Annotated in this window: 7 protein-coding genes; 1 reads left to right on the plus strand and 6 read right to left on the minus strand. The window is 56.9% G+C overall.

Annotated elements, in window-relative coordinates; genetic code table 11:
* Nucleotides 1-1,186: 1,186 nt before the first annotated feature.
* From ACK9YZ_RS31260 to ACK9YZ_RS31285, 6 genes are all read right to left on the minus strand, one after another.
* Nucleotides 1,187-2,302: an FAD-dependent monooxygenase gene (locus tag ACK9YZ_RS31260; RefSeq protein ID WP_416067360.1), complete on the minus strand. Its 1,116-nt coding sequence runs from the start codon at nt 2,300-2,302 to the stop codon at nt 1,187-1,189.
* Between the two features lie 230 nt (nt 2,303-2,532).
* Nucleotides 2,533-4,146 (minus strand): GMC family oxidoreductase, encoded by a 1,614-nt coding sequence (locus tag ACK9YZ_RS31265; RefSeq protein WP_416067361.1) that lies wholly within the window; start codon nt 4,144-4,146, stop codon nt 2,533-2,535.
* Between the two features lie 618 nt (nt 4,147-4,764).
* Nucleotides 4,765-7,329: a two-component system VirA-like sensor kinase gene (locus ACK9YZ_RS31270; protein ID WP_416067362.1), complete on the minus strand. Its 2,565-nt coding sequence runs from the start codon at nt 7,327-7,329 to the stop codon at nt 4,765-4,767.
* On the minus strand, nt 7,286-8,293 hold the full coding sequence (locus ACK9YZ_RS31275; protein ID WP_416067363.1) for a cytochrome-c peroxidase: 1,008 nt from the start codon (nt 8,291-8,293) through the stop codon (nt 7,286-7,288). The genes ACK9YZ_RS31270 and ACK9YZ_RS31275 overlap by 44 nt, the downstream gene beginning before the upstream one ends.
* A 20-nt stretch (nt 8,294-8,313) precedes the next feature.
* Complete coding sequence (locus tag ACK9YZ_RS31280; protein WP_416067364.1) at nt 8,314-9,039, minus strand: winged helix-turn-helix domain-containing protein; 726 nt, start codon at nt 9,037-9,039, stop codon at nt 8,314-8,316.
* Nucleotides 9,040-10,139: 1,100 nt separating this feature from the next.
* The gene (locus ACK9YZ_RS31285) at nt 10,140-11,357 is read right to left on the minus strand and encodes an alpha/beta fold hydrolase (protein ID WP_416067365.1); all 1,218 of its coding nucleotides are present in this window, start codon (nt 11,355-11,357) and stop codon (nt 10,140-10,142) included.
* 345 nt (nt 11,358-11,702) lie between these two features.
* Between ACK9YZ_RS31285 and ACK9YZ_RS31290 the strand changes: the two genes are divergently transcribed.
* Nucleotides 11,703-12,722 carry a 1-aminocyclopropane-1-carboxylate deaminase gene (locus tag ACK9YZ_RS31290; protein ID WP_416067366.1) on the plus strand — a complete coding sequence of 340 codons (1,020 nt, stop codon included), beginning with the start codon at nt 11,703-11,705 and terminating at the stop codon, nt 12,720-12,722.
* Nucleotides 12,723-12,726: the final 4 nt, after the last annotated feature.

Genomic DNA, 12,726 nt, shown 5'->3' on the forward strand with positions numbered 1-12,726 from the left:
GTCAGTGAGCGTTTATATGCGGCTTTGGAGCGTCTCCTGCTCTCCTCAGAAGGCACGGCGGTCCTCCAAAAAAACTGCTGAATGACCCTTTACGTCAGTCGATCTTGGCGAACGGCCGATTAGGCACCGATGTGTGAGCTTCCGGTGGTGATTCGATTTATGGGTTTGGTGCCGGCAATGTGATTACGGACGACCATAGATTGGCAGCTGAAACGACTGCATGATCGAGAATAGGACAAAGTAAGATATCGCCACGACGCAGAACAGAAATGCGGCAAAGAAACCCTTTCGCCACAGCTTCTCATCCTCGTCGTCCCCCACGTGCTCACGTTCGCCTTCCTTCAGGCGGCCGAAGCAAGCCCTGCCCCCCACGTCACGCCCCTGATTTTTGTTGGCCGGTCGATGGCGTGACGGAGCCTTGTCACGGAACGGTCCCCGGGCGTCTCGCCGCATGGATGTGTCTCCTTCTGTCAACATGCGTTTGTCGCGGGACGCCGTTTCAACATCATTTCGGTTGGTGCCCGCCGTCTTAAGGACGAAACATATTGTAAATCGGAACGTCGGCGACGCGTCGATGTCTGCGTGCGGGAGGCGACGGCTTGTCGACGTGCGCGACGTGTGTGCAAAAGCCTCAGCGGGCAGGACCTCGCCCGGCGACAATCCGGTCGTCTTGATCCCGGGCAGACAACGGCAATTCCAGGGACATTCTTTCAACCTGTAATCAAACGGCGGCGACCACTGTTCAGATTGACCGGAAGTGCATGAAACGTACGATAAGAAAGCCACGTGGTTCCCATCACGTCGAGCAATGAATTCTGCGCCAGAGTGACAGAGAACGGACGGTTGCCAGCTGCCGGTCTATCGGGCTTTCTGCCCAATACCCAAGACCTTCTGGCGGGGGTTATACCCGCCGCCTCTGCCGCCAGTCTGGGCGGTGTCATAATGTCATAGATTTCTTCTACGTCCGGCAACTAAAGCGGTCGTTGTGGAAGAGGTCGATGCCTGCGTGAGCGCTCGGAGCGCATCTACCCTAAATTTCGGATCGTGTCGCCATGTCGAAGCCGACGATGTGATTGCTCAACCGACGGGAAATGTAGGATGCTGTGGGCACGTTACCGGCACGCGGATTTACGTCGATATTTAACTCTACTTCCAGCTCATACTGATATTTAGCTTTGCGGGTTCTTCAAAATATCTTGTCCATGAGATTGCCTTTCAATAGCCGGTAGGAGCGATTGTAAAGTCGGTCGCCGAGATGCTTTAGCGTGAAATCTCTGACGATGGGCGAAAGTCCGCGTAGCATGTCTCGGGCTCGGGCTTGCCGGCGCACCCAGGCCACGCGTTGTTGCCTTTGTTGGGAAAACCGACGCAATATCGGCTCCCTGGATGAAGTGTCTGACACAATCTCGGCCAGGACGAGGGCGTCTTCAAGCGCCATGCCGGCGCCCTGCGCCATGCTTGGAGAACAGGCATGCGCAGCATCACCGATGAAGACCAACCCGTCTTCGAAATTGCTAAAATTGGGGACCTCTTCAAGGGCGCCAAAATGGATTTCGGCCGATCTATCGAGTTGCGCGACCAGATGTCCAAGCGGGGGCCCGAAGTCCTGAAACATGTGCTTGAGGCCCTGCGCAGCGCCATTCTTGACCTCGGAAGTGCGGCAGTCCGCATATAGATATGCTTTGTCGGCCGTAATGGGAATAGCCAGGAGCGTCCGCCCTCGCCCGAGCATTGCCGTCCAGGCCGATATATCCGCCACATTTTCAGTCACGGTTCTCCAGCACGATATGCCCAGCGACCGTGGGCGACAGCCGTTCGTAATTCTGCGGAGCCAAGAGTTCACACCATCTGCGGCAACGACCAGGTCACCTTCTGCCGAACTGCCGTCCGACATTAGCGCGAGAACCCCGGTGGGCGTACGATGGAAATCCACGACCGCTTTTCCGTAAGTAATCTTGGTATGTTTGAGGCAGGAAAGCAGCGACTGGATGAGCACCGAACGAGGCATGGCAAGGCATGGCCCGCAATCCTTCCAGAAATCGTCTGCCGACATAGCGTGGATTAACTTTCCGTCGGAGGAGAAGATGCGCTGTTCTCTGACCAGGCGTCCCAAGCCTTCGATTGGCTCAAGCTCCACGAGCCGGTTCAAGGCCCGGGTGGCATTCCCGAGCAAGAAAATGCCTGCTCCGGTAAGCCTTGGTCCGCGAGCCTGCTCGTAGATCTCGCATTGATGGCCCTTGATCTCCATGGCCTTAGCTGCGGCCAAGCCCGCAATGCCGGCTCCGGCAATGATTATCTTCATATCGAGTAATGACCTTTCCTAATCGCGAGGCGGCGGGCCACTTGCGATTTTCAGCGCCGCCCGACCACGCGACAGCCTTGCGCCCTCTCGGCCGCACCCGCCGTCCTCTGGGACGCCGGCCGGTCGCCCGAGCATGGTGGTCGCATGACTTCCACGATCAGGCTTGTCATCGAGGTCTTGAACCGTTCGCGACCTCGATGAATTGACAACCTCGGGTATCTACCGCTCTGTTAAGCACTTGTTCCGTTATCAGCTTTCAGTAGATCGGCAGCACGCTCGCCAATCACGACACACGGCGCCATCGTGTTGCCGACTGTAATCTTCGGCATGATTGATGCGTCGGCGATGCGCAGATTGTCTATTCCGTAGACACGCAGGCGGGCATCGACGACAGACATTGAATCCAGACCCATCTTTGCCGTGCACGACTGGTGCCAGTAGGTCACGGCGGAGTTCCGAATGAAACTCTCCATGCTGGCACGGTCACGCTGCTGCGGGATCACCTCCCGTTTTATCAGCGACCCGAAGCGAGCACTGTTCCCAAGCTCTCTGCACAGTTCGATCGTGCGAAAGGCCGTTTCGAGATCGCCGGGCTCACTAAGTGAATTTGGAGCGATCACAACAGGGTCGTTGTGGCCAGGGCCGGACAGGCGCACCCGGCCTCGACTCTTGGGCTGTGCAAGGCCGGCAAACATTGACCAACCATGCTCAGGCGCCGCCAACCCGACTTCCGGCGGTGGGGGTACGGCAAATTCAAGCTGGCATTGAATGATGTCGGGAGCCTGCAGCCTAGAATCACTCCTGGCGTAGAGAACAGCTTCGCATCCACCGCCGCCGACCTGTTGCGGTTCAGCATATTCCCACGTGCAGCCAAATGCGATGTGATCCTGATGGTTCTCGCCGACTCCGGGAAGGTTTTGGATGATTGGGATACCGTGGCGGCGCAGCTCGGCCTCAGGCCCAATTCCCGATTGCATCAGCACTTTTGGCGTATGGACCGCGCCGAGGGAAAGAATGATTTCCTGATCCGCGCCGAAGCGCACCAATTCGTCGTCAACGATGGCTTCCACGCCAATCGCCCTCGATCCATCGAGGATCACGCGCGTGACATACGCGCCGGTCAGTACCGTCAGATTGGACTGGTGCATACGCGGGTAGGTATAGGATCGAAAGACGGATTGCCTTTTGCCCCCCTGAATCCTGAGCTCGGCGATGGCCGCCCCCTCGCCTGATTCCATCATCTCGCCGTTGGCGCTTTCGAAAGTCGGAATACCGAGCTCCCCGGCAGCTTGAAGCGTCGCGATGGCGAGCGGCTGTGGTGCTTCTGGCTGCGCGACGAAAACCGGTCCACTTGTTCCACGGCGCGCCAGGTCGGCGTTGCCCTGCCAATTCTCGATCTTCTGGTAATATGTGAGAACGGATTCGTAGCCCCAGGCAGGATCGCCGGATTCCTTTGCGAAATAGTCCCAATCACTCTTGTGTCCGCGGGCCCAGACCATCACATTGATGCTCGAACCTCCGCCGAGGACCTTGCCCATGCTGAGCGGAAGCCGTCGACCGTTGAGGTGCGGAGAAGGCTCTCCCAAAAAAGCCCAGTCGCGCGAGGAGCCGAGATTGAGCGGCCACTGGCCAGGCTCGATCACGCACGGCTCGCTATCGTCCTCACCGGCTTCGAGAAGCAGGACCCGGACGTCCTTGTCCTCGGCCAGTCGACCGGCCACGACAGAACCGCTTGAACCGGCACCACACACGATAAAATCGTAGTGCGCTTGAAGGTGCGTGCGCAACCTTCTCTGGTTTTGCAGCACAGCCTGCCGGCTTTCATCTTCATCGGAGTGTATCATGCTTCACCTTGTTGTTTGACGATAGCTGCCCTTGATACGCGGCGGCGTTCGGCCGTTAGGTTCCACGGGCATGTTCGTTGGCGGTTACAGTCTTGGGTTCGTCGATTTCATTTGAAGCCATGAGCCTGACCGTGGCGGCGAATGTCACGACCTCGCGATTTCGCATTACGTCTGTCGTCCTTTCGGTTGGCCTCGCCATCACGGTTCACACCCATCGGCCAAATCGCAATAAATATTATCGCAATAAATATTATCTAGATCCATTTCATCCTGTCTGTCAACACGTCCGCGCAATCCGGCGCGTTTCGCTCACCTTGCATTCGCGATGCGAGATCCAACGGCGAATGTTTCTGGTGTCATCAAGATCGCGAATTCATTAACCGCGCCGAAACAACGCTCCCCGCATCTCTAGGCACCGCAGTCCCGACAGGCGCCCCCCTGGCTGCGGCTGGGGCCGGGTCCGCAGTCTAAAGCCGATTCGGCCCCAATTCCGTCGTCCGCAAAAGCATTGAATGGACAACGCGGCTTGCCACCCTGGAGCGCGGCCGACGAGCCGAACGAAGGCGGGGGATATGGTAGAGCGCCAGATTGTTTGTCGCGGGTGCGGGCTGGAAACTGCTAAAGGGATGGTGAGACCGGACCGTCCTGGATCCCAGGTCTCGATGGGACCTGTAATACGTCAAATATCGCGTTTGCCAGCGTCGCCGAACTGAAGGGTGTCCGCAACATGCGTGCGGCAAAGAGCGGACTATCGGAATTCTGATCCAGTGCGGGGTCGCTCAACAACAAAAGCTTCTCTGTCGTCACTTCGGTCAGAAGGCTCGACACGTCGGCATGCATGGCGAGAAGCTTGCTGTCAATGAGCACGATGTCGAAACACAGGCCCGCCCGCAATTGATCGATCAGGCGTTCGATTCCTGCACATCCTATCGGTTCATAGCCAAGGGCTGCGACCTTCTCCTCGTACAATTCCAGGAGCATCCTGTCCTGTACGACAACGACAACTCGCTCACCATTGCCGACGGGAACTGCGTTCTCGCCAAAGAAGCTGCCGATGGGCAGCGGTTCGAGATCGCTTGCAGGCAGAAAGAGCCGGAAGGCCGAACCCAATCCGGGTTCGCTCGTAACGTCAATGCTGCCCCCTAGCGCCGAAACGATGCCGTGCACCGCCGAAAGACCGAGGCCCGATCCCCCGGTTTTTGCATTCGTGGTGAAAAATGGTTCGAATATATGTGGCAGGACATGATCGGCTATGCCAGGTCCCTCGTCCTGGACCACGAGGCAGACATGTTTCCCAGGCCGGACCTCGCCATGTGACAAGAGCCGCCGCCTGGTGGTTTCGATGACTTCGACACTGATGATGACTTTCTGGCCGCGCGATGACGCCTGGCTCGCATTCTTGCATAGGTTCATTGCAAGCTGATGCACATCTACGGGATTGCCCTCAATGACCGCGGGACGTTCATCGAGGTTGGACTCGATGATCACATGGCTGCCGAGGGTGACGCGAAGGAGGGGCAGTACGTCGGCGACGGCATCGGCCACATCGAATGGTTTCGTGGTTCTTTCACGCTTTCGGCTGAACGTCAGTATCTGGTCGACAATGTGCTTGGCCCTCGCCCCGCTTCTGAGGATTTCCTGGACGTAGTGACGAGTGGTCGACGGCCTGCGAAGCAGTTGGACCGCCATCTCGCCGTAGCCCTGGATAGCGCTCAAAACATTGTTGAACTCATGTGCGATGCCGCCCGCGAGGGTCCCAATCGCTTCCAGCCGCTGCGCATGCTCAAGACGGTGCTCCAGGCCTTCTCGCTCTTGGCGGCTGCGGTTCGCGTAAACGAATTCTATCAGCGTTTGAAGGGTTGCCTGAAGCAATCTTATCTCGTCCCCGGGCGCCTTTGGCTGCGGGTGGGCGAAGCTGAGGCAGAGAGCGGCCACATCGCCCTCGGATACACCGGCCCCAATGAAGAGACATGCGGTCGCCGCTCCGCGCGAGCGAATGAAGCAGCGCCGCTTTGAGGAAAGCCGGCGCAAGGAGGTATCAAGATCGCAAAGCGCCGGCATGCCCTTCTGAGGGAGTACATCCCTGGCAAGCTCCAGCAGCATTCTCCTGTGCTTATCGTTTTCGCCGAGGCAGTAATCGTCCTTGATCTCGCCCCGCTCCATATCGCAAATGGCAAAGGCGCATTTTTCAGCCCCGAACAGTCCGGAGATTGCACCCAATGCGTTGTTCATGTGGGTTGCGAAGCTCGCGCAGTCACTCTCGGCCATTTCTGCCTTGAGTTCGGCGACCACCTGTTCATAGTGAAGGCGCCGCTTGAGGCGTTTAGTCTGAGCACGTAGCCGATACACCAGCACGCATATGTAGACACAGAGAATAATTGCAGTGAGACCCAGCATTATCCTGCTGAACGCTGCGCGCGACGTCGCATCCGCCGCGATACCGAGGTACTCTGACTGGAGCGCTTCTGCTTGCAATGGTGTCCCGGAGGCCTGGATGGCGGCAATCTTCTCATCGACTTTTGGCAAGACGGCGAGGATCATTCTTGCGTGAATGATCAGTGTTCCCAATCCCTGCAGAACGGGTGCCTCGGTATCAAACTCCGGCAACTGGCCGAGCCGCGTGCGAATAGCCTCTTGAAGCGCGTCGTCAGGTCTGGTCGAAAAACGCATCATCAGATTTCCGAGATCGCCGACACGGGCGAGAGCGACTTTGACGGCCTCATTCCGGGAATCGTGAAGATCGGATAGTGTCTGTCCGAATACTCCGATCGAATTCTGCAGTAAGGCGTTGCGGGTCTTGAACTCCTCGACGAGTTTCTCGTCGAGTTCGACACCTTCTCGAAGTTGGTCAACACGCTGCTGCAGCCTCAGGTCAGTTGTAAACTGCGGCCTGCTGAACAACGTCTTCAGCTCTGTTGTCGTCTGTCTCATTTTGACAACGGACGAAACGAGCGGATCGTATGACGACAACAATCCGGCCCTTGCGCGTAACACATCGCGCTGAAGCGAAGCGTGATTGACGTCGACCGCGCGCAGGTTCAGCATAATAGCTTCATGGACATTGCGGCCGGGATCTCGCCCTGCAGCCGCGACCGCAAGAACAATTGCCGATAATGTCAGCAATGCGATCGGTAGAGTTTCACCGAAGCTGTTCAGTGACAGGCCTTGAAAGCTCTTTCCCACCGTAAACTCCAGTCAGACTATTGAGAAATGCCTCGAGGGCGTCGACATCTCTCTCCGAGAGCCGCCGGCCGAGTTGGCTTCTGCCCATGATGGCGATCGCATCTCGCAGATCTGCGGTGCGCCCGTCGTGGAAATAGGGGGCCGTCAGTGCCACATTGCGCAGACTGGGGACGCGGAAGACTTCCTCGTCCTGATCGGCCCGATCGAGGCGCGTGTCGAGTTCTTCGGGCGTCGGAAAGTTCTCCGCGCCGGGCTCGCCGAATACGCCGAAGATCTGGAACATGTTGCCGCCGATGTTTGAGCCTTGGTGGCAGGAGACGCAGCCATAGGCGGTGAAGAGTTTCATGCCAAGCTTTTGCAAGGGCGTGATCGCATCCTGGTCCCCCTTCAGGAAACGGTCAAAAGGGGCGTCTGGTGTCGTAAGGGACCTCTGATAGCTGACAAGTGCGTCAAGCACATTGTCGCGTTCTGCAGCTCTGCCATATGTCAAGGAAAATGCCTCGGCATAGGAGCGGTCGCCGTTCAGCCGAGACAATAAGATGGGCCAGTCCATAGCCATCAAGTTTGGATCGTGAATGATCGCGTCGTTTTGACTGATCAGCGATGTGAACTTCCCACGCCAGCCCAGCCTGTAATTATTGCCGACGTTGAAGATCGTCGGCGCATTGAAAGCGTGCATTTTGCCCAGATAGCCGACGGTTCTGGCCGCGTGAATCGTGCCGCCGGTCGCTAGGTTGTGACAAGAACTGCAAGACACCTCCCGCCGCTTCGACAAGATCTTGTCATGAAAGAGACGCTTCCCAAGATCCACGCGGCTAGGATCCAGTTTGGGCGCGTCTGGAAGGGGCAGAAGCGCTTCCTGCGGCGCCTCACGCGGCAACTCTTCCCCCGAGGCTATGGGAGAGCCGCATGCGACAAGCCAAACGGTCATCAACGCCAGGCGGCTGATGCCTTTCTCGATCATTGTGCGGCTTCCTTTTAGGCTCATGGCTTACGGCTACCTTTGAGTGTCGCCTCGACATCTTCGTCGAAGACGTAGCCGACGCCTCGCTCAGTCTTAATCAAACTCGGCTTTGACGGGTCCTTCTCGAGTTTGCGCCGCAGACGCAGGATCAGAACGTCAATGCTGCGATCGAATACCTCTTCGTCGTGAACTCTGCTCGCCGACAGGAGCTGCTCGCGCGACAGAATCTGGCGAGGTGCGCGCAAGAAAGCGGTCAGCAGGTTGAACTCCCCGGCGGTGAGCTTGACCTCGTTTTCGTCACCACAGGTCAGCTTGCGAAGCTTGACGTTGAGTGCCCATTCCCCGAAATTGTAGATCTTTCGATCTTTCTTCTTGTCGAGAGTCGGGCGCTCACGCAGCGACGTGCGAACACGCGCCAGCAGTTCCCGGGTACCGAACGGCTTGATGATGTAATCAGCAGCGCCAAGCTCCAGGCCCACGACCTTGTCCGCTTCATCGAGCCGGTCGCCGCTTATTATGATGATCGGCGAGTCCGTTGAGCTTGAAAGCTTGCGCACTATGTCCAAGCCATCCTCGTGACCGAGATTTAAATCAACAATGAACAGGTCAACCGGATCGGTGCTGACAATGCGCGAAAGGTCCTGGCTGCCGCTCACTCCCGTGACACGAAAAGCGTGATGCGAAAGATAATCGATCAAGAGATTTCGCATGCTTGAGTCATCATCAATCACCAGGACGTGTTTCACGGTTTCGCTCCACACCATCCGATTACATCTCTTGCAATCAGTCCCATGCCTCTAGGAGAGCTTGCGCGCGGCCCATTGCTGGCGCTCCTGCAAGCGCTCGCACGCTCACAACACCATTTACGCTTGAACAAAAATTCTACGAGGCGCTTCATACAAAGATTCCTATGCTCTGCAGTCGGATCTGCAACACATAATCAGATTTCGAATATATCACAAGTATCAATTATATCATTTTCCTGTGATGTCGATTTGCGGTTCTGCAGATTATGAAGTTCGAATTTGCTTGGCGGGGCAGGTGCCAGAACCATCAGTCGGTCCTCATCCTCGGCCATCGTGGCTTGATGAAGCCAATTCATGATGTTCCAAACCCACGATAATGACGCGCCTGCTCAACGCGATCGCCGACCGATATCGAGCCTGCTCCTCGGCGCGACGGCCTCATCTTCATCACAGGTTCAGCAAGCGTTCCATCATTGGCGCAGCACTAGGCACGATAGTCTTCCACGGCGCCCGCTCGCTAAATTCGCGACTCGCATTATTGCCTTTGCCATCCGGCGTCGAACACGAAAGTTGGACGCGAGCATCCGCCAGCCGAAAGTCTCACGCTCGTCGACAGTCAATGGCGGTGGTCGGACTACATCGTAAAGCGGCGCGGGGCGGTAATGAAATAGATCTCGAGGTTGAGGGGCCTCATCTTCGACCACTCTCGCAGCGTTCCTGATCACGAAAGACTGCTCCTTCCTTGGATAGGTTTATATCGCCTTGGCATGAGACGATACTGGCCCCCGGATAAAAACCGTCCGCGTCTTGATCGATCGATATTGCAGATGCGTTTCCAATCCCGCGTTTTGGATTTCATATGGAACCATGCGGTTGGCGCGTTGCGATCGCACGTGAGAAATGGTTCCGTGTCACGTGGGGGTGGGACGCCAGGCGATCGCGGCGGCGAACGTTGCTGAGAACTCGTCCGCGCTCGCACAGTTTTGCCGCTGACGCACTCCTGTGGACACACTCGGGAGTTCGTGAAGGAAAAGAGTGCGGCGACGGCACATCCAATCGGAATGCGCGTAGCGGACCAGGTTTTCGCACTTACAACGCGATTAGCGCAGCCTAAAGGGTGAACAAGGACAGCCGCATCTGAACTGCCAGACCCTATCGCCCGATCTTGTATGTTGTTCTGACATCTTGGAAGGTTGCTGTCGGCGTCCACGCTGCTTGAAGAATGCCAGCGTCTCGTCGATCACCCGATCGCGGTAGACATCCTTCTCAAGGAGCAACTCGTGTCTTGCGCCCGCAATGACCCTTAGTTGGCACGAGCCCAATCGCGCGGCATTCATCGTAACGCAGAACTTTTGCTGCCCATAAGCCTTCACCACTCGGTCATCGTCCGCTTGAAAAAGCAGGACGTCCACCGCGATCAGTCCGGCGTCTCGGACACTGCGAGCTGACGCCAAGCAGCCTTCGTGGGCCCATTTGAAGCTCGGGCCACCGAGCTGCGCCTGCGGATGGCGATCGAGCTCTCCGCGCTTGAGAATTTCGTAGCGAATACGACTGCCCGTCAGATCGCGATCCGCGTCGAATTCCCTGGAGACATATGGACCACGGCCCCAAACATAGCTCGCGCGCGATCCCAGTCTTAGCAGCCAGCAGGCATTATTGGGAATGGGACTCAAGTCCGGCTGGTGCATGGGAGCTGACAAAGCTGCTGCTGCGAAATCGGTGCTGAATCTCTCCAGATATAATGATGCGATTGCGCCACCCATCGAGTGCGCGAGCAGAAAAAGCCGTTCATTGGCCGGCTTGGCCTCTCTTTCCACGAAAGTCTTCAGATCGTCGACAAAATCGCCGAAATTCTCGACATAACCGAGATCGTGGATGCGCTTGACAACCGCTGGCTCGGTTTGCTGCATCTTGCTCGGCTTGATCAACCTCTCCGACAGGCCTTGGCCGCGATGATCAAGAATATATACCTGATAACCCGCTTGCCAGAGATCGTAGACAACCTCACGATACTTGATGAAGCTCTCTCCGTAGCCGCTGGAAACCACGATTCCTTCCTTCGCCATGCGATGCGGAAAGGCCATCGCCGCGATGTGTACGCCGCCGACGCCGAAAAAGTCTCGACGTTCGCCGTGTTCGTTCCAGAACGCCATGATTTTGCTTTGGTAAAGATCCGCCAGTTGGCGTTCTTTCTCAAGTGGCTCCGCGATCATATCTGCCCGAAGGCCGGGTCCTGCGAGAGTGAGGCTCAGCAAGATAAAGAGAGACGTGATGATGTATGCCCCAACTCGAGATACCTGAAGGCTGATGGTCCGCATATTCCACTCCCAAATTTTCAGGGAATGAAAGCAAAGGACCGTTCAGTCGCGATGTCGATCGCCGTGAATGTCATTTCAATTGCAATGTGCCCGGCTAGAAAATGGCGAACGTCGAGGGAGGTTAAAAACCCGGGCGAGTGTCAGTCCATTCATCTCGCAGTGGGGCCACCAAAAAACGGGTGTGGAAGAAACTTCCAGAAGTTGGTCGATTCCCGAAACAAAGTCATGAGAATCATCGAGGGGTTGCTGCGAATCAGGCCTCTACATCCGTCACTTTGAAAGCACCTTTCGAAGCAATCGCGCTAGCCTGATGACGAACCATCCCTTACCCATTCGGAGCCCCAGATGTCGCTTCTCGAAACGTTCGAACGCTACCCTCTTACGTTCGGCCCGACGCCGATTGAGCATCTTCCGCGCCTGACGGAAGCCTTGGGTGGCAATGTGCAGATCTATGCCAAGCGCGATGATTGTAATTCCGGGCTGGCCATGGGTGGCAATAAGCTGCGAAAGCTCGAATATATCGTTCCCGATGCGATCGCCTCGGGCGCCGACACCCTGGTATCGATCGGCGGCGTGCAGTCGAACCACACGCGCATGGTTGCTGCGGCCGCCGCCAAGATCGGCATGAAATGCGTCGTCATCCAGGAAAAGTGGGTGCCGCATCATGACGCGGTTTATGATCGCGTCGGCAATATCTTGATGACGCGTTTGATGGGCGCTGATTCGCGCCTTGTCGATGACGGCTTCGACATCGGAATCCGCAAGAGCTGGGAAGATGCCATCCAGTCGGTAAAGGACGCTGGCGGAAAGCCCTATCCGATTCCTGCCGGTGCGTCGGTCCATAAATATGGTGCACTCGGCTATGTCGGCTTTGCGGAGGAAGTGGCAGAGCAGGAAAAGGCGTTGGGCTTCATGTTCGACTATGTCGTCGTCTGTGTCGTTACCGGTTCAACCCAGGCCGGCATGATCGTCGGTTTCGCTGCCCAGAATCGCGCCGAGTGCGTGATCGGCATCGATGCGTCCGGCACGCTCGAAAAGACGAGGGCTCAGGTGCGATCGATCGTCGACAATACTTCCGAACTCGTCGGGCTCGGTCGTAAGGTGCGGGACGACGAAGTCGTCATAATTCCGGACTATGCCTATCCAGCCTATGGCGTGCCGTCGGAAGAGACCAACGAAGCTATTCGCCTCGCTGCTCGCACTGAGGCGATGATCACCGACCCCGTCTACGAGGGAAAGTCGATGCAGGGGATGATCGATCTTGTACGCAAGGGATTGTTTCCAGACGGTTCACGGGTGCTCTACGCCCATCTCGGGGGCGCGCCGGCACTAAACGGCTACAGTTACTATTATCGAGAGGGCTAAACCT

This window comes from Rhizobium sp. ZK1, from assembly GCF_047782645.1.
GTDB lineage: Bacteria > Pseudomonadota > Alphaproteobacteria > Rhizobiales > Rhizobiaceae > Rhizobium.

What these genes read in the sequence shown, in the direction of transcription:
- ACK9YZ_RS31260 (WP_416067360.1), bottom strand. Translation starts at nt 2,302, where the DNA reads ATGAAGATAATCATTGCCGGAGCCGGCATTGCGGGCTTGGCCGCAGCT.
- ACK9YZ_RS31265 (WP_416067361.1), bottom strand. Translation starts at nt 4,146, where the DNA reads ATGATACACTCCGATGAAGATGAAAGCCGGCAGGCTGTGCTGCAAAAC.
- ACK9YZ_RS31275 (WP_416067363.1), bottom strand. Translation starts at nt 8,293, where the DNA reads ATGATCGAGAAAGGCATCAGCCGCCTGGCGTTGATGACCGTTTGGCTT.
- ACK9YZ_RS31285 (WP_416067365.1), bottom strand. Translation starts at nt 11,357, where the DNA reads ATGCGGACCATCAGCCTTCAGGTATCTCGAGTTGGGGCATACATCATC.
- ACK9YZ_RS31290 (WP_416067366.1), top strand. Translation starts at nt 11,703, where the DNA reads ATGTCGCTTCTCGAAACGTTCGAACGCTACCCTCTTACGTTCGGCCCG.